Annotated in this window: 15 protein-coding genes and 2 pseudogenes; 10 read left to right on the top strand and 7 right to left on the bottom strand. The window is 63.2% G+C overall.

Annotated elements, in window-relative coordinates; genetic code table 11:
- The first annotated feature begins 154 nt into the window (after window positions 1-154).
- Complete coding sequence (locus tag HDC37_RS04190; protein WP_179559171.1) at window positions 155-2,686, top strand: DEAD/DEAH box helicase; 2,532 nt, start codon at window positions 155-157, stop codon at window positions 2,684-2,686.
- Between the two features lie 102 nt (window positions 2,687-2,788).
- Here HDC37_RS04190 and HDC37_RS04185 read toward each other — a convergent pair whose 3' ends face one another.
- A complete protein-coding gene (locus tag HDC37_RS04185; protein WP_257021328.1) occupies window positions 2,789-4,321 on the bottom strand; it encodes an exonuclease domain-containing protein in 1,533 nt (510 codons plus the stop codon).
- Window positions 4,322-4,431: 110 nt separating this feature from the next.
- On the opposite strand from HDC37_RS04185, the gene HDC37_RS16905 reads away from it, so the two are divergent.
- Window positions 4,432-4,884 carry a hypothetical protein gene (locus tag HDC37_RS16905; RefSeq protein WP_218869368.1) on the top strand — a complete coding sequence of 151 codons (453 nt, stop codon included), beginning with the start codon at window positions 4,432-4,434 and terminating at the stop codon, window positions 4,882-4,884.
- Between the two features lie 18 nt (window positions 4,885-4,902).
- Here the strand turns inward: HDC37_RS16905 and HDC37_RS04175 are convergent, their stop codons facing one another.
- Window positions 4,903-5,142 carry a helix-turn-helix transcriptional regulator gene (locus HDC37_RS04175; protein ID WP_179559168.1) on the bottom strand — a complete coding sequence of 80 codons (240 nt, stop codon included), beginning with the start codon at window positions 5,140-5,142 and terminating at the stop codon, window positions 4,903-4,905.
- Window positions 5,143-5,352: 210 nt separating this feature from the next.
- Here HDC37_RS04175 and HDC37_RS04170 point away from each other — a divergent pair, with 210 nt between their 5' ends.
- Window positions 5,353-5,493 carry a hypothetical protein gene (locus tag HDC37_RS04170; protein WP_179559167.1) on the top strand — a complete coding sequence of 47 codons (141 nt, stop codon included), beginning with the start codon at window positions 5,353-5,355 and terminating at the stop codon, window positions 5,491-5,493.
- 101 nt (window positions 5,494-5,594) lie between these two features.
- On the opposite strand, the gene HDC37_RS04165 is transcribed toward HDC37_RS04170, so the two are convergent.
- Entirely contained in the window at window positions 5,595-5,999 is a 405-nt protein-coding gene (locus tag HDC37_RS04165; RefSeq protein ID WP_179559166.1) for a hypothetical protein, read from the bottom strand.
- Window positions 6,000-6,064: 65 nt separating this feature from the next.
- On the opposite strand from HDC37_RS04165, the gene HDC37_RS04160 reads away from it, so the two are divergent.
- The gene (locus HDC37_RS04160; protein ID WP_308472083.1) at window positions 6,065-9,127 is read left to right on the top strand and encodes a glycoside hydrolase family 97 catalytic domain-containing protein; all 3,063 of its coding nucleotides are present in this window, start codon (window positions 6,065-6,067) and stop codon (window positions 9,125-9,127) included.
- 70 nt (window positions 9,128-9,197) lie between these two features.
- Here HDC37_RS04160 and HDC37_RS04155 read toward each other — a convergent pair whose 3' ends face one another.
- On the bottom strand, window positions 9,198-11,396 hold the full coding sequence (locus HDC37_RS04155) for an alpha-galactosidase (protein ID WP_179559164.1): 2,199 nt from the start codon (window positions 11,394-11,396) through the stop codon (window positions 9,198-9,200).
- A 98-nt stretch (window positions 11,397-11,494) separates the two neighbouring features.
- On the opposite strand from HDC37_RS04155, the gene HDC37_RS04150 reads away from it, so the two are divergent.
- The 5 genes from HDC37_RS04150 to HDC37_RS04130 are packed head-to-tail and all read left to right on the top strand — an operon-like array spanning window position 11,495 to window position 18,196.
- Window positions 11,495-13,906, top strand: coding sequence for a glycoside hydrolase family 97 catalytic domain-containing protein (locus HDC37_RS04150; protein ID WP_218869367.1), 2,412 nt, complete (start codon window positions 11,495-11,497; stop codon window positions 13,904-13,906).
- A gap of 27 nt (window positions 13,907-13,933) precedes the next feature.
- Window positions 13,934-15,199 carry a sugar ABC transporter substrate-binding protein gene (locus tag HDC37_RS04145; RefSeq protein ID WP_179559162.1) on the top strand — a complete coding sequence of 422 codons (1,266 nt, stop codon included), beginning with the start codon at window positions 13,934-13,936 and terminating at the stop codon, window positions 15,197-15,199.
- Entirely contained in the window at window positions 15,196-16,128 is a 933-nt protein-coding gene (locus HDC37_RS04140; protein ID WP_179559161.1) for a carbohydrate ABC transporter permease, read from the top strand. Before HDC37_RS04145 ends, HDC37_RS04140 begins: the two co-directional genes overlap by 4 nt.
- On the top strand, window positions 16,121-17,017 hold the full coding sequence (locus HDC37_RS04135; protein WP_179559160.1) for a carbohydrate ABC transporter permease: 897 nt from the start codon (window positions 16,121-16,123) through the stop codon (window positions 17,015-17,017). The genes HDC37_RS04140 and HDC37_RS04135 overlap by 8 nt, the downstream gene beginning before the upstream one ends.
- 3 nt (window positions 17,018-17,020) lie before the next feature.
- Window positions 17,021-18,196 carry an ROK family transcriptional regulator gene (locus HDC37_RS04130; RefSeq protein WP_179559159.1) on the top strand — a complete coding sequence of 392 codons (1,176 nt, stop codon included), beginning with the start codon at window positions 17,021-17,023 and terminating at the stop codon, window positions 18,194-18,196.
- Window positions 18,197-19,478: 1,282 nt separating this feature from the next.
- On the opposite strand, the gene HDC37_RS04125 is transcribed toward HDC37_RS04130, so the two are convergent.
- Entirely contained in the window at window positions 19,479-20,114 is a 636-nt protein-coding gene (locus HDC37_RS04125; RefSeq protein ID WP_179559158.1) for a hypothetical protein, read from the bottom strand.
- On the opposite strand from HDC37_RS04125, the pseudogene HDC37_RS17585 reads away from it, so the two are divergent.
- Window positions 20,113-21,349 (top strand): annotated as a pseudogene (locus tag HDC37_RS17585) (IS3 family transposase). The gene HDC37_RS04125 and the pseudogene HDC37_RS17585 sit on opposite strands and share 2 nt — an antisense overlap.
- A 145-nt stretch (window positions 21,350-21,494) precedes the next feature.
- On the opposite strand, the pseudogene HDC37_RS17060 reads toward HDC37_RS17585, so the two are convergent.
- Window positions 21,495-21,659, bottom strand: a pseudogene (locus tag HDC37_RS17060) (putative PEP-binding protein); the annotation flags it as partial.
- A gap of 612 nt (window positions 21,660-22,271) precedes the next feature.
- Entirely contained in the window at window positions 22,272-22,883 is a 612-nt protein-coding gene (locus HDC37_RS04110) for a hypothetical protein (RefSeq protein WP_179559157.1), read from the bottom strand.
- Window positions 22,884-23,022: the final 139 nt, after the last annotated feature.

The raw sequence follows: 23,022 nt of genomic DNA, 5'->3' as shown, positions 1-23,022 counted from the left end.
ACACGGCCTAGTCTGCGATGAGCCATCGGTAAGGTGGCGACCGAAGGAGGCCAATCCTTCAAAGCGCGCGATGTCAAGATGCGGCGTCCGCTTGACCAACTGGCGATGTCTGCTCCGTCGGGCGTCTAGATGAAGCAGAAGCGAGGACTTGGCGATGTCAATTGATCTGTCACGCTTAGGCGGTGGCCGACGCACCGTGAAGCTCTTCCCACGCGACATCTTCGACGCGTTGCCGAGTAAGCCGTGGTCCCGACTCCGTCCGGAGCAGAGCGAGGTCCTCAAGTCTTGGTTCGAGACGCGCACCCGGCAGGACACAGTCATCAAACAGAACACCGGGGGCGGCAAAACGGCGGTGGGCTTGCTTATCGCACAGTCCAGCCTGAACGAGGGCGTGTCGCCAGCGATGTACCTTACCCCCGATACATATCTGGCAAAGCAGGTAGTCGCAGAGGCAGAACTGCTGGGTATACCGGTCGTCACCAAGCCCTCCGATCCAAGCTACCGGGCAGGCGAGGCGATCCTGGTGACCACCTTCGAGAAGCTGATCAACGGACGCAGCACTTTCGGAATCTCCGGCAGCGGCCGCCCGATTCAGCACGCCGGCACCATCGTCGTCGATGATGCCCACGCCGCGCTGGCCCGCGCGACGAAACAGTTCAAGGTGCTGGTTCCGCGCGGACATGAGGCATACCGCCGATTGGGGGAACTCTTTTCAGAGTCGCTGCGGCTGCAGAGTGCGACGCGTTTCCACAAGCTCAATGCCGGCGAGGCGACCGCCCCGATTCGCGTCCCCTTTTGGACGTGGGCGTCCAAGGTCGACGCCGTGCGGGACATCCTCCGCCCATCCGCTGAGGATGAGGACGAGAATTGGCTGTTCTACCCGTGGCCGATCATCGAGCAGGTCCTGGAATTGTGCGTGGCGACCGTGGACCTCTCTGGCTTTGAGATCAGGCCGATCTGCCCTCCCGTTGACCTCATCCCCGCCTTCGCTCAGGCACGCCGCCGCGTCTACCTCACCGCCACGCTCGCCGACGACGGCATCCTCGTCACCGAATTGGGCGCGTCCCCCGACAACGTCACAATTCCTGTCACCCCTGAGCGCGCCTCCGACCTCGGCGACCGACTCATCCTCGCCCCGTTGTCACTGAATCCTTCGCTGGACCCGGACGCGGTCCGCCAGCTCGCTCAGCAATTTTCGGTCGGCGACTGGAACGGCGATGGTGCTGCAAACAGCGCGCCCATCAACGTCATCGTCCTCGTTCCTTCGGATGCACGCGCGGCTGCCTGGGCCCGGTACGCGAACGTGACGTGCCACGTGAACGACATGAAGCCCGTGGTCGAGCGACTCAAGAACGGTGAGCACATCGGGGTGGTCGTACTCGTGAATAAGTACGACGGCGTGGACCTGCCCGGCCCCGCCTGTCGGCTTCTGATTCTCGACGGTGTGCCGTTCCCGCTCAGCCCGAGCGAGATTAGGGAGGCTGGCGCTCTGGCTGGCACCGACACGTTCGCGGCCCGCCAGGTGCAGAAGATTGAGCAGGGCATGGGGCGCGGCATTCGCGACGTCGAGGACTACTCGGCGGTGCTGCTCATGGGCAGCGACCTCGCGATGACACTGAAAAACCGGCAATACCTCAGCCTTTACTCGCCGGCGACTCGTGCCCAAATTGAGCTCAGCAGTGACCTTGCCTCACAGATTGAAGGCGCAGGTCTGAACGCTGTGCGCCAAGCTCTCACAATCTTCCTCAACCGCGACCAGGGGTGGGTGACGGCAAGCCGCGACCGGGTCGCCGGCGTCGAGTACGACTCCCACGGCACCGTCTCCGCCCTCTCCCGAGCACAGCGACGGGCCTTCGACCTCGCCCGTGCCGGGCAATATCCCGACGCATCCCAGACGCTGCTCGACGGCACGCGCGGAATGAACGCCTACGAGGCGGCCTGGTTCAAAGAGGACGCCGCGCACTATGCTCACCTGTTTAACTCGGACCGGGCGCAGGCGATTCTTCGGGACGCACGCCTGGCGAACAATTCCGTGCTTCAGCCGCTGACCGCCACACCGGTGCGTGTGCTTCGGCCCACCGGCGAGCAGGCGCGGCAAGCAACCGGGTTTCTCACCCGACGCTACGAATCGGGTGTCGAGCTCGAGCTCGGTTTTCAGGCGATCCTCGAGGAGATGGTTTTCGACGAGAGCCGAGTCCCTGAAACCGAGGAGGCCTTCGAGCACCTCGGCCTTCACCTCGGGTTCGCGTCCGAGCGGCCCGACAAGATCTACAGCACGGGCCCGGACGTGCTTTGGATCATCACCGAAGACCTGCAATTCATTATTGAGCTGAAGACCGGCATCACCAGGGCGGACAAGCGCATCACGAAGGACGAACTTGACCAGCTTTCCGGACACGTCAGTTGGCATCGCGCCGCGTATCCAGCGACGGCAGCGTCCGTGCCAGTGCTTGTTCATCCCGAAGCGACCCACCTACGCAACGGGACGCCGCCACCTGGGACACGGGTGCTCACGCCGGCCAGCATCGACAGCATCAAGGCCAGAGTTCACTCGTTTGCAACTGCTATCGCTCAAGACGAGGGGTGGAAGAGCGAGACTGCTGTACGCCAGGCGCTAACCACCAACACTCTCACGGGACGAAACGCTCTCCTCGGCCCTTCCGTGTCGCCGGCTGCCGCGACGTAGAGCCAGGGCGACGCTCTCAAGCATCGGTCTTGACTCACTTCGCGCGCACTTCTCGACGGCGTGGCCGCTATATCGAGCAATAGGCTGTGTGCGCGGCTCAGTTTAGGACTGGGCGGCGTGGGCGAGCTCGTAGGCGCGCACAAGCTCTGCGGACAGGCGGCCGCGGACGCCGACGGCGTGACCGTTCGCGGCACCCCACGCCCTGATCTCCGTCGGCGATGCGGTCGTCGAGGCGACGGTGGGTGCGGCGTCCTGCGCGGTGACTGTGGTGGGTACCTGCGGGGTGGCGGGGTTCACCGAGGGCAATGCGGGCTGGAGGTACCTGAGGAGGAGAGCGAACTCGGTCGGAGTCACGCGGCGGGTTCCCAGCTCGCGGGCGCGCTCTGACTTGGTGCCGTCGAACGAATCGTCGGTGACGAGCATCGCGGTGAGTCCGGAGACGTTTCCGGTGATGCGGACGCCGAGCTCGCGAGCGCGGTTTTCCAGGCGCTCTCGCTCGCGTTCGTCGCAACCGGTGAACACCACTTTGTCGCCGACGCGCAGCGGCTCCCCGAGTGCCCAGTCGGCGGGAAGGGAACCGAGTCCCGCCCCCAGCCGCGCGGCGCGGGCGGCGTCCGCCTCAGCAATCAGGCTCCGGACGAGCTTCTCGGAGAGCGAGAGGGTCGAGGCGACCGCTTGCAGCTGCGCTCGCTCGTCACGGGACACGTGCCCGTCGTCGAGAGCGCGGTGCGCAAGCGCGAGCACGAACGCGTGGTGAGCAAGCTCAACGTCCTCGGGAGACAGTTCGTATACCTCGACGAGGTCCTGCAAGGATCCGGCTTCGGCTTCGGTGATGATGCCGTCCTCGAGGACATCGAGCAGCGTCTCGATGTAGGTGACGGCACCGAGCGGGGCACCTTCTTCCAGGACTTCGACGAGACTCAGCTTGGTCAGCTGAGCGAGAAGAGCGGGTTGCTTCGGCGCCGGCGCGGTGTAGCGCGCAGCACGTGTGCGCGGTGCCGGGTCCGTCGACGTTGACAGCGAGGCGCGGCTCGGGCCGGGGGGCCAGGCAACTGCTCGTGCCTCGTGCCGGACGGACGCGAGCAAGGGGTGAGGTGCGGTCGGGCGCTGAAGGTAGTGGCCGAGTAGTGCCGCGGTCGCGCGTGCATCCCCGAGCGCCGAGTGGGCGTTATCCAACGGGACACCTGCGCTCCAGCAGCAGTCGATGAGACGGCGCCGGTCCAGGTGCGGCAGGTAGTGGTGACTGCCCTCCAACGTGCAGTATGCGGGCAGCCACGGGACATCCCATCCGGCGCGGCGGAACTCGGCGCGCAGGAACGCCAAGTCGAACCGAGCGTTGTGCGCAGCGATGGGCAGCCCAGCGATACGCGGGACCAGCGTTGGCGCGAGGTCGCGGAACAGTGGCGCGCCGGCGACATCGGCGTCGGAGATCCCGTGGATGTGGGTGGCGCCGACCGGGCCTTCGGGGTTGAACCGCGTTGCCCACTCGTCAATGACCATGCCGGACTGGTTAATGCGGACAACCGCGAGCTCGACGATCCGGTCCGCCTTCGGGGATAAGCCCGTCGTCTCGACGTCGATGATTGCGAAGTGCGGAGGAAGGGAACGCCCGTTCGCAGTCGGTTGCGGCCGCATCCGCGGCTCCTGCGCGGTCTTGCCGCGGCCGAGTATCCAGTCAAGCCAACCCATCGTTCCCCCAGTCGCGGGACTGCAGCCGAGTAGCCGCGCTTCGCCCCCGATGAATCATGCAGGATCCGGCCGACATCGTCCGGCAAGCAGATCCAGTGTCTATCGACGCGCCCGGCTCAGCGGCGAAACAGGCCAGGGTGACGGCGAGCGAGCCGCATCACCTCTGCACTGCTCATGGGTCCGGGAATCTGGCCGCGGTCGATCTGTTCGTTGCGGCGCTTCTGCCGATGCCCGTCCTCCAGCGCGAGAACAAGGTGCGCGGCGTCGGGGACCGTGAGCTGCACGTCCTCTCCTCGCCGGGAGTGGAGAAGGGAACGCACTCGGTGGGCGCTGCCGGCGCCGTCCACTCGCGCAATGTCGCTGAGGATCGCCTCGGCAGTGCGGTTGGGTACCAGGACGTGGTCCTCAGCGACCGTGACCGTCGCGTGAACGCTGAACAGCGCGAGCGCGCGCCCGAGTGCAGCGGCAAGAGCAGTGGCATCGGTCATGGTGAGTCGTTCTTTCGGTGATCTCACCATGCGCGGCGGCTAGCGCAACGTGTTCTCCGCCCGCTCGGCGATGACGGAGGGCTGCACACCCAGCACGAGGCAGATGCTCGCGAGGGCCCTCAGGGGGATGTCCCGCTTGCCGTTGAGGTAGTTCAGGACTGCCGACTTCGATATGCCAGTCCGCTCGACGAGTTCGTTGAACGTCAACATCTGCCGGGCGCGCTCGGCGCGAAGCTCGGCGGCGATGGCTTGGGCGTAGGCGGCAGAGGTGCTGGTCATGTCCGCTTCATTCTCCCAAGAGCACCGGACCCGCCCGGTCCGTGACCCGGTTTCGAGGCGCCGCTGCGCAGAGAAGAGGCATGCAGACAGTGACTCAGGAAGCCCTTCTCGTCTACGTCGAATCCGACGTGAACAGCAACAAGTCCTACCGCCTCCGTCTCCAACCCCAGTACCGGGTTCTGGGGCGGCGGGCGAACCCCCTCTGCGATCATGTTCCTCACCCTCACCGCGATGGGCTACAAGTACCGCCCCAACCGCAACGACGGCTTCACCCGCTTCACACGCCCGACCGCGGACGCGAACGGGAAGAAGTACGACTCCATCAACGCTCTTCCCGAGTTGGTGCCCTGACTGCGCAACCACGAAGCCATCGTTCCCGACCCCATGCAGGTCAACTTGCAGTGGCTGGTGGAGTTCTGACCAGACCTGCTCGGCGGCCGCCGCGGGACTACTCAGTAGTCGCCGAGTGGGTCAGCGTCCTCCGGAAGGATGAAGCACGCGCTGGATGAGGCGATATTCACGTACGCGCCGTCTTCCCACACGCCGACGATGACGTTCTGACCTTCTGGGCCTCGCGCGATGAGTCTTGGGGCACCGGATTCGGTGTCGATCTCTGCCTCGTCGAGACTATCCGCAATGCTCTGCAGGAGCTCTGCGTCGTCCGCCGGCGGGGCGCTGAGGTAGACGGCGGTATTGCCGGTCCACCCGTACTCTTGGTCGGGACCACACCGGAGTAGGGTGCCGGTTTCGAGCTGTTCGACGCGGTCGGTGATCTCCGCGGGCACCAGCTCCGCGACCTCGAGCTCGAACCGCTGCGTGTCGGCTTTCGCCTGCTCCACGGTCAGGTCACTGCTCACGTTTCCTCCTTGACAGCCGCCGAGCACCGCGACGGCCAGCAGCAGCCCAGCTCCCCGCAGGCAGCGTGTCGCGGTCCTCATCGGTGTCCCTGAATTCGCCTTCGGATGCTGTCCAGCACCAAGGTGTTCTCACTGCTTCCGGTTGCGATGAGGTTGTGATTCGCGATGGGCGTGGTGGTCATCGATGGCAGGCTCAAACCGGTAGCCGCTGCGGTTTGGATGGGCCATTGCTTGTGGCCGTAGCGCTTGCGCAGGTAGCGCGAAAGTGCGTCCAGCCAGTCTGCATCTGGGAGAGAGAGTCAAGTACGAGTGATGTGCATGGGCCACCTCGCCCCAAAAGTTTCTTGACGAAGATAACTTTCTGTCGTAAAGATAACGGGGTGCCGCGACGGAGCGGCGTGAAAGGGGTAATAGTGATCACTCGGAAAAGGCTGGCGTGGGTTGCGGTGGCTTCCCTTGTCCTATCGGTGTCGGCCGTAAGCCAAGCGGCTCCGGCTTCTGCTTTGACTGTCCATACACTTACATCTCCAGACGGTCAGACGTCCTTCGAAGTACGCAACGAAGACGATGGAACCTTGACCTACTCCGTTACTCAGAATGGCGTTGCGGTCATCGATGCGTCGAAGCTCGGGGTGGTGACGGGGTCTGTTGACCTTTCAACGGGACTGTCGTTCGTGTCGAGGTCTGACAGCACCGTGACTCAGAATTACTCGCTCGTTGAGCAGTTCGACGGTTCCGTCTCGTCGTCGGCAAAGCAGATGCAGCTCCGGTACACGCGCGGTGGTGCTCAGCTTGACGTGACTATTCGGGCCAAGAACGACGGGGTTGCGTTCCGATACGAAGTGTCCGGCGTTGGGAACACCACGATCACTCGCGAAGCGACTACGGTCACGCTTCCTTCTGGCACTGGGCTATGGGCAAGTGATTACCGATCGGCAAGGGACTACGAGGATAAATACCCATACGTGTCGGCAACATCTATGGGCACTCGCCACTTCTCTATGCCGATGCTCGCGAGCTTGTCTAATAACGCCAAGTGGGCCCTCATCTCGGAGGCGGCGGTCTACGTCAATCCGACGTACCCTGCAGCTCGCTTAGATGCGCAAGGCAACGGCAATCGCACCCTTCGGGTTCAGCTTCCCGGTCCGGACAACAACGTGTTCGACACGTCTACGGCGGGCACTCAGGTGCCCACGGCTGGGTCGTTCACGACTCCATGGCGCGCGGTTGCAGTGAGTTCGTCCCTCGACGCCATCGTGAACACATCACTTATCACCGACCTGAATCCTGACCCCGCTGTGGGGACCGATACGTCGTGGATCCGACCCGGAAAGGCGCTGTGGTCGTGGTGGTCGAATGAGGAGAAAGCTTCGGAAGGCGACGACATGGTGAGGTCGCAGAAAGAATACATCGACGTCGCCGAGCAACTGAACATGCAGTACGTCACAGTCGACTGTTGCTATAACGACACCGATGGCTCCATCGAGCAGTTGGCCGCGTACGGCAAGAAGCGCGGTATCGGACTGTTCATTTGGAAGAACAAGGGCGACTACGTGAACCCCGATGGTTCGTACTACTCACAGGCCCAGCTGGACACGGCGATGCAGTCGATCGCCGACAGAGGTGTCGCCGGAGTGAAGATCGACTTCATGCAGTCCGACCGACTGGACACAATGGCGCTCTATGACCGCATTGCTAAGGCGGGGATGAAGGCGAAGGTCCTGATCAACTTCCATGGCAGCACGAAGCCGTCTGGAGAGAACAGGACGTATCCGAACCTCATCACTTCCGAAGCGGTCCTTGGGAGTGAGCAGTACAAGTACGGGCGCCCGCCAACCGCGGTCGACTCGGCGACCTACCCCTTCACACGCAATCCCGTGGGAGGAATGGATATGACCCCGGTCATCTTCTCGAACTCCAACCTGCTGACGACACATGCGCACCAACTCGCTCAGAGCGTGGTGTTCAGCTCTGCGATGCAGCACTTCGCTGATTCCGCCGCGGCCTACGAAACATGGGTTGGGCGGCACTTCCTGAGTGCCGTGCCAACTGTGTGGGACGATTCGCGCCTTGTCGAGGGCTTCCCGGACGATTACGCGACGATCGCTCGGCGCGCCGGAAGCGACTGGTTCATCGGTTCCGTCGCGGACGACGCGCGCACGACAAATATCCCGTTGTCGTTCCTCGGCTCCGGTTCGTACACCGCCACCCTTTTCAAGGACGGGGCGAACGATCGAGAGATTGTCACCGAGGTTCGCACCGTCACATCCGCGTCCACGCTATCTATTCCTCTTCGCACCCACGGGGGTTTGGCCGTCCACATCAGTTCGTCGCCCCTGCGGTTCGACGGCACCAGCGATCGTGTCCTGGAAGCGGAAGCTGCGAGCAACACGCGTGCGGGTGGAGCGAACGTTGTGGCGTGCCCTGGATGTTCAGGTGGTTCGAAGGTGGGGAACGTCGGAAATGGCGGAACGGTGCAGTTCAACGGCGTGCAGGCGCCGACGGCCGGGACCTACGTTCTCCGCGTCGGTTACCTTGCTGAAGACCCCCGCTCCTTCACAGTTTCGGTGAACGGTGGCGCAACACAATCGGTCAGTCCTCCCCGGTCGGGTAAGGGCAACGCAGGTAACCCGAGCGGCTGGGACATCGTCCGAGATGTCGAGGTTGTTGTCTCGCTCAACGCCGGCGCTAACACTGTGACGATTGGTGGAAGCGGATACGCACCAGACATCGATCGGCTGATCGTGTTGAAGTCCTACGAGGCCGAAGCTTCGGCGAATACCCGAACGGGAAACGCTGCAGTGGCCTCCTGCCCAGGAGCGGAGTGCTCAGGACAGAAGGTCGGCAACCTGTACGGAGCCTCCATGCTCGTCTTCGCGGGAGTCCAGGCGCAGCAGGCCGGATCCACGACCGTGCACATCCGATACGCGTCTGCCACGCCTCGCACTGTCCAACTTCGGGTTAACGGAGGATCGCCGATCACAGTCGCGTTCCCTGTCACCGCTGATTGGAACGACATCAGCACGCAGACGGTGCACCTTCCGCTCAACGCGGGAGCGAACAACATCACGTTTGACTCCGCGGGCGGCTACAGCCCCGACATCGATCGGATCATCGTCCGGCAGTAGTCATTCACAGGTCGGGGAGGGAAGGCACTCGCCTCCCCTCCCCGATCGGCTTGTCCTGATCGTATGACGCTTAGGCGGCTTCGGTGATGTGGAAGAGCATTCCGTGGCCCGGGTTGAGGACAGGCAGCGGCAAGCCCTCAGCGAGGACCGCTCCTGTGCACAGAAATCCGTCTGGCACTCGGACCCATGACGGGTCGGCGACTTCGTGACGGCTCGCGTCGCCGACTTCGTCGCGTACCCTTACGCGATAGGTCAGATCAGGATTCAGGCCCGGGACGGGCACTCTTGTGGTCTGGGCGGTGGCGCTAGTCGAAACTCTAACCCACGCGAACACGGCTTCCCGCTGCTCCTCAGCGACGATGCCGTGCAGGATTGCTCCGTCGTCTACCTCGTCGGCTCGGACGGTGGTGCCCGAGTGTAGCAACGGTCGGAGCTCCTTATACAGCGCTGCGAAGGCGGCGACATTCTCGCGTTCTTTGGGGGTGATCGCGCTGAGGTCCCATTCCAATCCCGCATGCCCGAACAGCGCGGTGATCGCGCGGAACGAGAAGGGAGCGGATCGGCGTGTCGTGTGGGCCTGCGTCGGTCCGATGTGCGCTCCGATGAGTTCTGGTGGAAGCAGCGCCTGCGTCCACCGCTGGATCTGCTGACGCTCAACAGGATCGTTGGAGTCGGACGCCCACACTCGATCGGTGTATGACAGGATGCCGAAATCGATGCGACCGCCACCGCTTGCGCATGTTTCGATCTCAACGCGGGGATGGCGACGTTTGATCTCCCGTAGCACTTCGTACACCCCCTGCGTGTGGGCGTGCACGGCGCGGTTGCCGCGTTGGCCGAGAGCGGCGTGGAGATCTCGATTGTGATCCCACTTGATGTAGTCGACCCCTGCTGCATCTAGCACGTCATTGACGCGGTCGAGGACGTAAGTACGGACGTCGGGGCGTGAGAAGTCCAACACGAACTGATGGCGGGATTCCAGGCGGGGATCTTCGCTCAAGAGCCAATCAGGGTGCGCTCGAGCGAGGTCGGAGTCGAGGTTCACCATCTCCGGCTCGAACCAAAGTCCAAATTCCATGCCAAGTTCATGCACTCTCTGTGAGAGCGGTCGGAGGCCCGCAGGCCAGATCGCCTCGTCCACGTACCAGTCGCCGAGGCCAGCGGTGTCTTGCCGTCGGCCTCGGAACCATCCGTCGTCTAGTACGAATCGCTCAACTCCGACCTGCGAAGCCGTTTCGGCGAGGACGATGAGCTTGTCCACGTCATGATCGAAGTACACCGCCTCCCATGTATTGAGAAGCAGCGGGCGCGGTGATACCGGATGCTGCGTCCGAGCGCGGATGGATCGGTGGAATCGTTCGGTCATACCGTCGATGCCTTCATCGCTCCATGCGAAGAGCGCGGGTGGGGAGTCGTAGGACTGTCCTGGGGAGAGGCGCACTTCACCTTGGTCGAGTAGCTCCCCGCCGCCCATCGTGACGCGGTGAACCCCCGCTCCTTCGGGGAGCCGTTCCACAATCACTTCTTGGTTTCCGCTCCAAGCGAGGTGCGTTGCCCACACCTCGCCGGCACGGAAGCGGAAACCCTGTGTCCCCGCGATTGTCAGGAACGGGGAATCGTGCCCGGGGCGTCCCCGCCGGGAGGCCCTTAGCCACGTGCCGTCGCGGATGCCGGAGCGTTGCGGATGTCTTTCATGTGTCCATCGGCCGGTGAAGTCGAGCATCTCGCGCGCGCGGTCCGGCAACGGCATCAGCATTCGAGAAGCCGCCACGCGAACAATCTCCAAAGCACTGTTGTTCTTCAGTCGGGTCTGTACGTGCAGAACGCCAGCAGGGTCCAGCCGATACTCAGCGCGAAGATCGACCTCCCCCGTCCCACTGCCGAAATCGAACCTTAGGCGCTTCCTGTCATGCTCAACTCCTCGAAGTTCAAGGAATTCGACGACCGATTCTTCACCGATCATCGCCTCGATGGCCGGCGTGCCAGACCAGCCGTGCGCTCGTCCTGCGGCGATAGAGAAGGATCGGGGGATGTCGACAGAGCTGTTCATGATGGCCGGATCACTGCTCGCGACGAGGGACGGAACATCCTTATCCGACAGAGCCCTCCCCCAATGCATCACCGTGGGCAACCCGAACGTGTCGAAACCGAAGACCACACTCACACCCCCATTCGAAATGTGGATGGGAGTGCCGCGATGGTGGCGAGGAAGCGAGTCGACGTCGTCGTCGACTTTCTGCTCATCGTGAAGTTTGATACTTGACGTCATGAATTAAGCATGCGTACTCTCGTCCTCAAGCGCAACCCGACAGATCTCGACAACGGAGTCTCCCCGTGCTTTCCACCCCATCCGCAACCATCGCCACGATGACGTTCGGCCCGTATCAGGCTGAACTCAGCAATGAGGCAGGGCCCTGGCTTCACTTCAAGTCCGACGGTGCCCTTCTGGCCAGTGTTCGACTCGGCGTCACCGTGGACGGGAAGGATCTCGCGAGCGGCGCCCGTGTCGTCGACATTGCCACGACGGACGTGGAAGAGATGTGGAACGCGCCCTTCGGGAAGGCCACAGGCTCCCACCGCGTCGAACACCGGGAATACACGATCGCCCTTCGATCGGGAGATGCGACCTGGGAAACCCGAGTCCGGATCGCACAGGACGGCTTCGCCTTCCGATACGTCCTACCCGACACCGCCCACGTCCTTGGCGACGAAACCACCTCGATCGAACTCGCTCCGAGCGCCCGTGTCTGGGTCCTCGATTATCAGACCTGGTATGAGACGCCCCGCTATGGCTCTGACCTCAAGCACCTTGCTGCGGGGGCATACGGATTTCCGCTCCTGGCCGAAGTGGAGCGGGACCAGTTCCTCCTCCTCACCGAGTCCAACATCGACGGCCGAACCGCGGGCGCATATGCCTCATTCGACGGCCACCGCTTCACGATCACACGGGCCGACCCCACCCTTGACGTCGACGGCGGCCACCAGACCCCATGGCGAGTGATCATCGCGGGAACCCTCCCCCATCTGGTGAAGTCAACCCTCGTTGACCAGCTCGCTCCTCCCGCATCTGAAGCGACCTTCGCGCCGCGGCCGGGTCGCGCCGCCTGGTCGTGGTGGTCGAGTCAGTACTCCGGCGCGTACCTCGATGTGCAGAAGCGCTTCACTGATTTCGCCGCTGAGCAGGGTTGGGAACACGTCCTCGTGGATTGCGGATGGGACGCGGCGTGGGTGCCCGAGCTCGTGGCGTATGCCAGCGAGCGTGGCATCCAGGTGCACCTGTGGAGTTCCTGGAGCGACCTCGACGGCCCACAAAATCTCGAGAAGCTGGCTCTGTGGCGATCCTGGGGCGTAGCGGGCGTGAAGGTCGACTTCATGGAATCGGAGTCTCAGGACCGCTATCGCTGGTACGACGCGATCATCGCCGAAACGGCGCGGGTGGGCCTGATGGTCAACTTCCACGGCTCCGTCATCCCGCGAGGATGGGCCCGCACCCACCCGCATGTGTTGAGCTATGAAGCGATCCGCGGCGCTGAGTACTACGTTTTCTACGACAAGCCGCTGACCGCGGCGCATAACGTGATCCAGCCGTTCACCCGAAACGTCGTCGGGTCGATGGATTACACGCCTGTCACCTTCAGTGCGCCCGGACGCGAGACCAGCGACGCGCACGAACTGGCACTCGCGGTGGTCTACGAAAGCGGTATCACTCACTTCGCCGACGACCCCGATCAGTACCGTGCGCGCCCTCTCGCGGCCTCCTTCCTCGCTCAGCTGCCCGCGACGTGGGACGAGGTGCGGCTGCTCGACGGGCATCCAGACAGCTTCGCGTTGATGGCGCGCCGTAGCGGCAACCGGTGGTTCGTCGGGTGCATCAGCGCGAACACTCGAGACGTCGTGGTGCGTTTCAACCCCGCGGACCTTGTGGGAGGACCGGCGGATGTGTGGGCCATCGGAGACGACGCCGATGGGCTCACGGAGGCGACGTCGAAGTCCGCGCGGGATGGATTCGAAGTTCGTCTTGCCCCCCGCGGCGGATTTGTCGCACTCGTGACCCCAGCGGGCGCCGAGAAGACCGCTGCCGCCGCCCGCCCGCGCCTGGCACCCCCCGATCGGACCCAACCGCTGATCGTGCTGACCTCCGACCGCGTCGAGATCCCCACGGACGCGACCTCACTTCGCGTTCCTCCCGGGTGGGAAGCCGAGAAGGCTCACCAAGGGTGGGTCGTGACGCCGCGGCAGAAGCCGGAACCCGGCGACGTCGCTGTCATCACCCTGGAGAAGCCGGGACACGAGGGCGTACCCGTCGTGACGCACGTGCGCATTCTCACCCCGCTCGACAACCAGATGCGGGACCTGTCACTGCTCCCCTTCCTCTCCGCACACAACCGCGTAGGCCCAGTGGAACGAGGCCTAGCCAACGGCGGCGGCGACCCCCGCGACGGTGAACCCCTTACGGTGAACGGTCAGCGTTATCTCGATGGGTTAGGCGTGTCGCAGGAATCCGCCGTCTCCTTCGCAATCAGTGGCACGGCGACACGAATGACCGGTTCTGTCGGGATCGATGACGAGACCCGAACAGGTCGCGCGACCGCAGAAGTCGTCGTGGACGGCGAGGTGCGCGGTCGCTACCAACTTGTCGGAAACACTCCCGCGCAGCTGATCGACGTCAACGTCACCGGCGCTGCGGTCGTCACCCTGCGGACCACACCAGTTTCAGCTGAGGAAGCGCACGTCGACTGGTTGACGATGCGTGTCGGCACCCACGTCCCGGCAGAGTAGCCGGGCTGACCAAGAGGAGAAAAACACATGCGCAGATGGATCGCGGCCAGCACCGCAACCGTCGCCGCCGCCGTCCTGCTCACCGCCTGCGCAAGCGGGGGAAGCAGCGATTCGGGCGGATCGGAGGGAGACGGTGACGGCGTCACCCTCACCTACGGGGTCTGGAGTCAAGATGAGACGATGCAGCAGCTCATCGATGCGTTCGAGGCAGAGAACCCCGACATCTCCGTCGAGCTTCAGGTAAGTCCGTGGACGGAATACTGGACCGAGCTTCAGGTCAGCGCCCAGGGCGGAACGGCTCCCGACGCCTTCTGGATGCTCGGAGACCGATTCCAGGTCTATGCCGCCAACGATCAGCTCCTTCCCCTCGGTGATGCCATCTCGGACGCCGGCATCGACCTCGGCGTCTACCCCGAGGCGCTCGTCGATCTCTTCACCTACAACGACGAGCTTTACGGACTGCCGAAAGACTTCGACACCATCGGCCTGTGGTACAACAAAGCACTCTTCGACGCCGCAGGCGTCGCCTACCCCACGGACCAGTGGACCTGGGAGGACGTTCGCACCGCGGCCGAGCAGCTGACGAATGCCGAAGCGGGTGTGTACGGAATCGCGGCGCCGTTCAATCGCCAAGAGGGGTACTACAACACCGTTGCTCAGGCTGGCGGCTACATCATCGAGGACGGCAAGTCCGGCTACAGTGACCCCAAGACGCAGGAAGGTATCCAGTTCTGGACCGACCTGCAGGCGGCAGGTGTCTCGCCGACCCTGGAAGAGTTCGCCGATACCGAAGCGGTTGCGCAGTTCGAGAACGGCACGGTAGCGATGTACTACGGCGGGTCGTTCTACGCACAGCGCTTCTATGACAACGAAGAACTCCGGGCGAACGTCGACGTCACCGTCCTCCCCCAGGGCGCCGAAAGGGCAACGGTCATCAACGGCATCCAGAACGTCGGATTCGCCGGAACCGATCACCCCGAGGAATTGAAGAAGTTCCTTCTCTTCCTCGGAGGCGAAGAAGCGGCTCAGATCCAAGCCGAGACCGGAGCGGTCATTCCCGCCTACGAAGGGACACAGCAAGCGTGGGTCGACTCGATGCCCGAGTTCAACCTCCAAGCCTTCATCGACGAAGTCCCCTACGGCGTGGTGTACCCCGTCTCCGCAGACACAGCTGCATGGAACGCGCTCGAGGACGAGTACCTGCCGCCAGCATGGAACGGGACGACCACCGTCCAGGAAGCGGCAGACCAACTCGCCGAAGCCATGGACGCAGCCCTCGCCGAAGAGGAATGACCGACACCATCACGGGGCGGAGCGCCATGCGGCGCTCCGCCCCCCGTCCCAATCGGCGCCGCATCCGCCCCACACTCCCCGGATTCGCCTTCGTCGCGCCCGCACTCGTGGGACTCCTTGCGCTCTACATCATCCCGCTTCTCACCACGGTCTACCTCAGCTTCACCGAGACCCGCCCATTCGGTGGTGAAACCTTCATCGGCATAGAAAATTACGCGGCTCTCGTCGGCGACCCGCGGTTCTGGTCAGCCGTGAGGAACAGCGCCATCTACACCGCCATCGTGCTCCTCGGGATCCCGATCAGCATCGCGATCGCGACGCTCATCCATGCCGTCCGACGGGGAAAGAACGTGTACCGCGTCCTCTTCTTCCTCCCGATCGTGACGCTCCCGGTCGCCGTTGGCATGGTCTGGCGGTACATCTTCAATGGCGAGTTCGGCGTCCTGAACCAGGCACTCGGACTTCTCGGTGTCCAAGGGCCTAGCTGGGTCGCCGACCCCACGGTTGCCATCTTCGCGGTCTCCATTGTGGGTATCTGGATGAGCCTGGGGACGAGCATCATCATTTTGGGGGCTGGTCTTCAAGGGGTGCCGCCTGAGCTGCTCGAGGCGTCCGCGCTCGATGGGGCGGGACCTTTCCGTCAGTTTTTCGCCGTCACACTGCCGCTGTTGTCACCAAGCATCTTCTTTGTCTCGGTGCTATCGGTCATCTCGTCGCTGCAGATGTTCGACCTGATCTACGTCATGCTCACCCGCGGCTCCGAAGCAGAAACAGCGTCACAGACCATCGTGTACTTCTTCTTCCAGCAAACATTCGTCCGATTCGACCGCGGCTACGGCGCTGCGATAGCTATCGTGCTATTGCTCATCATCATGATCGTTACCGCTCTGCAATTCCGGATTCAGCGAAGGGCGGTGTTCTATGGCTGACACCCTCCTTCTTGATAAGGGTGACGCCTCCACCACGGTAAGCCGCAAGCCGAGTGGGCAAGCGCCTCGCCGACGGCCTCGGTCCCAATGGCGGATACACGCCATCCTCACCGTCTGCGCCGCCGCCATGGTGTTTCCGTTCGTCTGGCAGATCCTTACCGCCTTCAAAACCATTCAGGAGTCGCGCGCGGTTCCTCCCGTCTTCCTCCCCACAGCATTCGACTTTGGCGCGTTCGAGCGGTTCTTCGCCGGCGTGCCTTTCGGCAACATGCTGTGGGTTTCGATCGCCGCGATGGTGTTGCGCGTTGCAGGTCAGCTTCTGGTGTGCACTCTGGCGGCTTACGGCTTCGCGCGATTTCGTTTTCCCGGACGTGACGCTCTGTTCATCCTGTTTCTCGTCATGCTCATGGCGCCAAGCCAGCTCTTCCTTATCGCGCAGTTCGACCTCATGAAGGCGCTCGGGCTGCTCAACACCGTTCCCGCGATCGCCATCCCTGGCATTTTCTCCGCCTTCGGTACGTTCCTTCTCCGTCAAGCGTTCCTTGCACTCCCGAGCGACTACGAAGAAGCAGCGCGGCTCGATGGAGCCAACGCCTTCCAGGTGTTTTGGCGCGTCATGCTCCCCATGGTCGGGCCTACCGTCGCCGCGCTAGCGGTCCTCACTGCCCTGTACTCATGGAACGATCTGCTGTGGCCCCTCATCGTCACAACCTCCCCCGACACGATGACTCTCCCTGTCGGACTCGCCAACCTGCAAGGGCAATACGGAACGGACTACCCGACCCTCATGGCAGGGAGCTTCATCGCATCCCTGCCGCTCGTCCTGATCTTCATCGCGTTGCAGCGGCAATTCTTCGCCGGCATCGCCTCCAGCGGCCTGAAAGGCTGACCTATGACGTCGATACCCGTATCGTCCCCAGCGTCCCTCGCTGTGTTCCGACGCATACTCACCCACGGCCCCCTCGGACGCGTCGACATATCGAGGGCGACCGGGCTCTCCCAAGCTGCAGTGACAAAGGCGGTTACGCCCCTCCTCAGCGCAGGGTTCGTCGTAGAAACAGACATCGACCGCGCGGCACCCTCCATTGGCCGGCCCGTGAACCCGCTGGCGATCGCCGCGCATCGGGCCCATATCGTTGGTATCAAAGTCACCGCGGACCGCACATATGGAGTGCTTACCGATCTCGGGGCGAACGTCCTCGCTCGAGCGGAGCGAGCGAACGCGAGTCCCGCCGTCGAAGACGTCGTCGCAGCTGCGGTCGATATTCTCAGCAGTCTTCGAACCTCGTCCGAGGCTGCGATCGATGGTGTCGGAGCAGCGGTCTCCGGCGACGTCGATCGCACGAGAGGGATCGTGCGGGACTCACCACTGCTCGGATGGCGAGATGTCCCGCTCGCAGCTCAACTCGAAGCTGAGATGGGCATACCGGTAATCCTCGAGAACGATGTGCGAGCACTCACAGTCACCCAGCTCTTCTTCGGCGCCGGGCGCGACGCAGACTCATTCGCCGTCGTCACCGTCGGCACAGGTGTCGGCTGCGGCCTCTACCTCAACGGGAAAGTCGTCCAAGGCTCGCACGGTGTGGCCGGGGAAATCGGACACCTGCCGCTAGGGCCTGCGCATGCGCGCTGCAGCTGCGGCCGACTCGGATGCGTCGAAGCAGTCGCTTCCACCGCCGCCATCGTGAACAGTGTCCGGAAAGACAAGAAGGATCCCACCCTCGAAGCATCCGACGTCTTCGCCCTCGCTCACGCCGGCGACGCCTCCGCTCACAAAGCTTTCGAACGAGCCGGCGGCATGATCGGACTGGCGCTCGCAACCCTCGTCAACCTCGTCGGCCCCAGCACCGTCATCATCGCCGGAGAAAACGTCACCGAGTACGAACTCTACGAAAAACACCTCCGCGCCACCTTCGCGGAACACGCGTTCGGAACGGCGAGCGAATGCGAAATAGTGCTGCGTCCCCACAACTTCGACGACTGGGCCCGCGGAGCGGCGGCGTGCGTCATCGAGACCATAGCAAGCGGCGGAAGTGTGACGTCGCCGGTGAAGCAGCATCTGAACTGAATCCGCTGCTACGCGAACCCCCCCGTTCCCTGTCCCCGTGAACCGCCCGAAGCCAAAGGAGTTCCAACAGCCCCTGCAGGTCGCTCAACTCGGACCTCTCGTGCCCATGCACAGTCTCGCTACGCCGATCCCTGTTTCGGACAGTGCGAGTCGCCGCCGGTCGCGCGAATGGCCGATGCATCCCTACTGAGCAACCTGACATATTGCATCATTATCGGTGCAACAGGACTGGGGGTCTAATCGGCGCTGCGCGGTCTGGTTCGCGGCTCTGACGACAAGACAGCGTCGAAGGAGATCGCCGACGACTGCGGATCGTAGTCCCAGGCCCGAAGCTGAGGTTCGGTGCTCCACCAGTCCTCGTTGAAGTTTGGCGACATCGCGGTCAAGGCACCCATGGTTGCAGCCTACGGATGTCGCCGGCGGCACGAAGTGGGCTGTCCACACGCGACCTACCGGGTGACCTGTCGGACGGCCCGTGACAATACCCATGCGTTGTACTGCTGCTTCTCCCCGATCATGCCGAATTGCGACAGCGTTGGCGGTCCAGCTGCACGCCTCGGCATCAACACGAGCAGGTGTGGGCTCCCAAAGCGCACCCAAACGCGAACATTGCTTGGGATTTGGGTCGCGCGTCAGCGGCTCCTTGTCGAGCTGCAGTTTCGCCTCGGTCAGGCTTTGCAGCGGTCCGCTGGTGGCGATGCGAGCCAGGATGCGTACGTCCATTAGCTGGGCGTACTGTCCGGCGTAGCGCCGGTTGCTTCCTATTGGCCGAAGAACCTTTTCCCCCGGCCGGGCTGCGGGCAAACGTACGTTCAGCATCGTTCGCACAGCGACATCAGTTTATGTGTGTCCGGCCTCGAAAGCGTTTTCTGAACGGACGGCTAGGCGGAGGATGAGCCAGTACCCACCCGTTGCCGCTAGTGTCAGGGCCACCACCAGAGCGAGCCCGTACCATCCCATCGTGAAAAGGAAAAGAAACACCCCTGGCACCGTCGCAGTAAGGGGGCCAGCGGCTGCGACGGCAACATAGCGCGACTTCCCTGATCGGTTGGATGAGGGGACTCGCCTGAGCTGGCTCCACGCTGCAGTCGTAACTCCAGCTGCGATCAAACCACCCACCATCAGGACCAATGCTGTGCCCCTGCTCTCCTCCAAGAGTTCGAATGCGGAGGACGGCGGCGGGAACACGATTGATCGGAAGATCAAGGTGGCACAGATACTCAGAACCGCGGAATACAGCAGAAGAAGGCCCACGGTCCGCACAAGCTGTCGCCCACCTGCGTTACCCTCCATACTCGGCCTTTACCTTTTCCTGAAGCGCTGCTTGCTGAATATCCCACGCATTCTTCGCTAAGTCGAACCAGTAGACACCTGCGAGGGTCAGAGCGTCCGCGCCATCGGCATTCGCAGTTTGAGTCAGGTACACGTTTCCATCTTTCACGGAAGTGCGGAACTCAATGGTTGAGCCAGGTGCCTCCTCGAGCACGGTGAAAGTTACAGACAGTGGTGTAGTTGCAACCTCAACGACGCCAACGCTGTTGGCAGGAACACCCGTGTAGTCAGGAAGGTTCTCCTCACCAGTCTTGAGCGTGCACTGCCCGCCATTCCGAAATTTATCGCAGCTTTCAACCTTGAACGGGAATATGTCCACTGGATTGTTCTGGAATATGCGCATCACATCCTGGGCGCTGGCTCTCGATGTCGAAGTTATCTTCCACGAATAGGAGTAGTGGTACGAGTAGAAACCCGGCCCTGTGTTTCGGTCGCAGGTGCTTAGGCGGCCTCCGCCTTTGCATCCCATGAAGCTCTCGGCGGCAGACGAGCGCGCGGGGTTCGTCTGTGGCGACGTTGTCGTCGTGGGGCGTTTTGATTCGCCCTGAGTTTCATTCCGTCCTTTCCTTTTGGAGGATGGATTCATGCCAGGACCGTATCCGGACGAGTTCCGTCAGCGCGCGCTGCGGATGCTGAGTGAGGCTCGCCCCGATCACAAGACCGATCACGCCGCGATCAAGCACGTCGCCGGGAGGCTCGGTGTGAACCCCGAGACGCTGCGATTGTGGAAGAAGCGCCTCGACGTCGACGAGGGCCGTCAGCCGGGGACCTCGAGTGACGCGCAGGCGGAGATCAAGCGGTTGAAGAAGCAGATCGCCGAGTTGGAGAAGGCGAACGAGATCCTCCGGTCAGCGAGCGTGTTTTTCGCGACCGAGCTCGGCCGCCCCTCGTCGAGATGATCGCGTTCGTCGACAAGATGCGTGATCGTCTCGGGGTCGAGCTCGTCTGCCGTGTGATGCGGCAAGCCGAGGTGGGGTTCCTCACCGCCCGCGGATACCGGGCCGCGAAAGCGCGTCCCGCATCAGCCCGGCAACTGCGGGACGAGTTGCTGGTCCCGGAGATCGTGCGCCTGCATACGGAGAACTACGGCGTCTACGGGGTCCGCAAGATGCATGCGTTGCTGCGACGGCAGGGCTGGATCATCGGTCGGGATCAGACCGGCCGGCTGATGCGCATCGCGGGGGTTCACGGGGTGAAACGGTCGAAGAAGGTCTTCACCACGAAGCCCGACCCGGCGAACGAGAAGCCGAGGGATCTCGTGCAGCGGCGGTTCACCGCCGACGCGCCCCGCAGGCTCTGGGTCGCGGACGTGACCTATGTCGCGACGTGGTCCGGGTTCGCTTACGTCGCGTTCGTCACCGACGTGTTCTCCCGCCGCATCGTCGGGTGGAACGTCGCCTCGACGCTCAAAGCCGACATCCTGCCGCTCCAAGCGTTGAACATGGCGGCATGGGCTGCGGACGGGAACCTCGACGGACTCGTCCACCACGCCGACCACGGGTCGAACTACCTCGCCGTGGTCTACACGGACCGCATCGAAGAACTCGGCGCGACGCCGTCGACCGGAACCGTCGGCGACAGTTTCGATAACGCGATGGCCGAGGCCGTCAACGGGCTCTACAAGACAGACTGATCCGCCGCCGCGGCCCGTGGCGCACGGTCGAGCAAGTCGAACTCGCGACGCTCGAATACGTGTGGTGGTGGAACAACCAGCGCCTCCACGGAGAGCTCGACATGCGCACCCCCGCCGAGGTCGAAGCCGACTACTACGCTGGCCTCGACACACCCTTGGGAACACCAGTCTCCCAAGCCGCCCGATAGGAACGAAACTCAGGGCGAATCACCTTCGTGCCTTGTGGCCAACGGGTACACCGGTCGGATTTGTCAGGCACCGGCATCCGTGCTGGGCGCGTCCGACTTGTTCGGCCGCGCGCGGTGATCGCCTCGTCCGCACAGGGCGCGCCCATTCGCTCGGGCCCTGGCCACAGATCCCGACGTATTTCCCCTGCCGCCTGCAGGCGTCGATGGCGAGGGTGCGAAGTTTCAGTACGGCCGGATCGCGCTCGTCGAACGCTCCAGCGACCAGGCCGCTGTCGCGATCGAGTCCGAGTGTGAGCTGCGTCATGTCGTTTCCATCCCGACCTCGCCCAGTGGCTCGTCGCCCAGGGCATCGACTCCGTCTCGCTCAACCCCGACACCGTGGTCGACACCTGGCTAAGTCTCGCAGGCGCACCGTCCGAACCGGCGCTGACAGGGGTCTAGTTCAATACCCGCATATGCGCCGGCCGGTTGGAGCGCAGGGCGCACGCCTACTCCAAACAATCCCGCGCCGCGATCCGTCCCGCTGAGCGTATGGCGAAATCTCGACAGGCTATCCGTCCAGATACCCAGCCCGTGAAGCCACGGACGGCACGACAACTTCGGCCCGAGGAGGCGGAGGGGCTTATCGCGAGCTACCGAGCGACAGGCAGCGTTGCTGCTGCCGCTCGGGAGTTTGAGATCGCGCGACAGACCGCGGGGCAGCATCTCGCGAGGGCGGGCATCGTCACGGTCACCCGGATGAGTGACGAGCAGCAGGCCCGTGCCGTCCAGCGCTATCTCGAGGGCCCCTCAGCAACCGCAATTGGACACGAGGTGGGGTTCAGTACGCACGTCATACTGAAGGTGCTTCGGAGCCAAGGTGTCGAGATCCGCCGTTAAATTACGCCACCGCGATTACGCGGAGAGCGCGTGACCCGTTCGACTAGGCAGCCTCGCCGAAGATTCGCCGCTGAAGTTCGAGGTATCTGCGCAGGTCGACGACTTCCCCACCGTCTGTGCTCGTGCTCGTGCTCGTGCTCGGCGTCTCAGGTCCGTCGAGCTCGAAGTCGTTCGCCTTGGCCAGTTCGGCGGTGTAGTCCAGGACAACATTGGTCAAGGTGGCGAGCTGATCGGGAGAGAACGCGACGGTCGTGTCACCTTCCTCTCCGTAGGCGATCACCGCGTCGAGATTCACGATGAGGCGGTCGATGATGTCTGCGTCGAGGGCGCCGTTCTGAATCGCGTCCAAGTAGGCGCGAAGTGCCTCGGTGTAGTTCTGGACACACTCGGGGATCACCGGCTCGGCATCCTTCTTGCGTTTGCTCAGCGCGATAACGACGCCCCCGCCGACGGCAACGAGGGTGAGCACTCCCATCCCCACGACTACCCATGGATTCTTGAGACTCAGGGCGGCGCGCTTCGCACCTTCGACCACCACCTCCGGTGTTGGAATCTCCTTGAGGTGGGTCACGAGCCGTCCCGCGGTGTCACGTACGACGCCGCCGTATCGGATGAAGTCTCCGCTTAGGAGTCCCAGTTCGAGGTCGAGCGGCACGTGGAATGTCGGCTGAACGATCACTAGTAGTCCTCTAGCTCGTGTTGAACTCGTGAACTAGAGAGTATCGGGACCATCCATCTCCCTACTTGATTGACTTAACTGGCCTGCCACAGTTCGACCGCACACCACCGGCGAG

The sequence above is a fragment of the Microbacterium sp. AK009 genome (assembly GCF_013410955.1).
Taxonomy (GTDB): Bacteria; Actinomycetota; Actinomycetes; order Actinomycetales; family Microbacteriaceae; genus Microbacterium.
Note: the sequence above shows the minus strand (reverse complement) of the source record. Positions and strands in the feature narration are given on the sequence as shown.

What these genes read in the sequence shown, in the direction of transcription:
- HDC37_RS04190 (WP_179559171.1), top strand. Translation starts at nt 155, where the DNA reads ATGTCAATTGATCTGTCACGCTTAGGCGGTGGCCGACGCACCGTGAAG.
- HDC37_RS04185 (WP_257021328.1), bottom strand. Translation starts at nt 4,321, where the DNA reads ATGCGGCCGCAACCGACTGCGAACGGGCGTTCCCTTCCTCCGCACTTC.
- HDC37_RS16905 (WP_218869368.1), top strand. Translation starts at nt 4,432, where the DNA reads ATGCAGGATCCGGCCGACATCGTCCGGCAAGCAGATCCAGTGTCTATC.
- HDC37_RS04175 (WP_179559168.1), bottom strand. Translation starts at nt 5,142, where the DNA reads ATGACCAGCACCTCTGCCGCCTACGCCCAAGCCATCGCCGCCGAGCTT.
- HDC37_RS04170 (WP_179559167.1), top strand. Translation starts at nt 5,353, where the DNA reads ATGTTCCTCACCCTCACCGCGATGGGCTACAAGTACCGCCCCAACCGC.
- HDC37_RS04155 (WP_179559164.1), bottom strand. Translation starts at nt 11,396, where the DNA reads ATGACGTCAAGTATCAAACTTCACGATGAGCAGAAAGTCGACGACGAC.
- HDC37_RS04150 (WP_218869367.1), top strand. Translation starts at nt 11,495, where the DNA reads ATGACGTTCGGCCCGTATCAGGCTGAACTCAGCAATGAGGCAGGGCCC.
- HDC37_RS04145 (WP_179559162.1), top strand. Translation starts at nt 13,934, where the DNA reads ATGCGCAGATGGATCGCGGCCAGCACCGCAACCGTCGCCGCCGCCGTC.
- HDC37_RS04140 (WP_179559161.1), top strand. Translation starts at nt 15,196, where the DNA reads ATGACCGACACCATCACGGGGCGGAGCGCCATGCGGCGCTCCGCCCCC.
- HDC37_RS04135 (WP_179559160.1), top strand. Translation starts at nt 16,121, where the DNA reads ATGGCTGACACCCTCCTTCTTGATAAGGGTGACGCCTCCACCACGGTA.
- HDC37_RS04130 (WP_179559159.1), top strand. Translation starts at nt 17,021, where the DNA reads ATGACGTCGATACCCGTATCGTCCCCAGCGTCCCTCGCTGTGTTCCGA.
- HDC37_RS04125 (WP_179559158.1), bottom strand. Translation starts at nt 20,114, where the DNA reads ATGAATCCATCCTCCAAAAGGAAAGGACGGAATGAAACTCAGGGCGAA.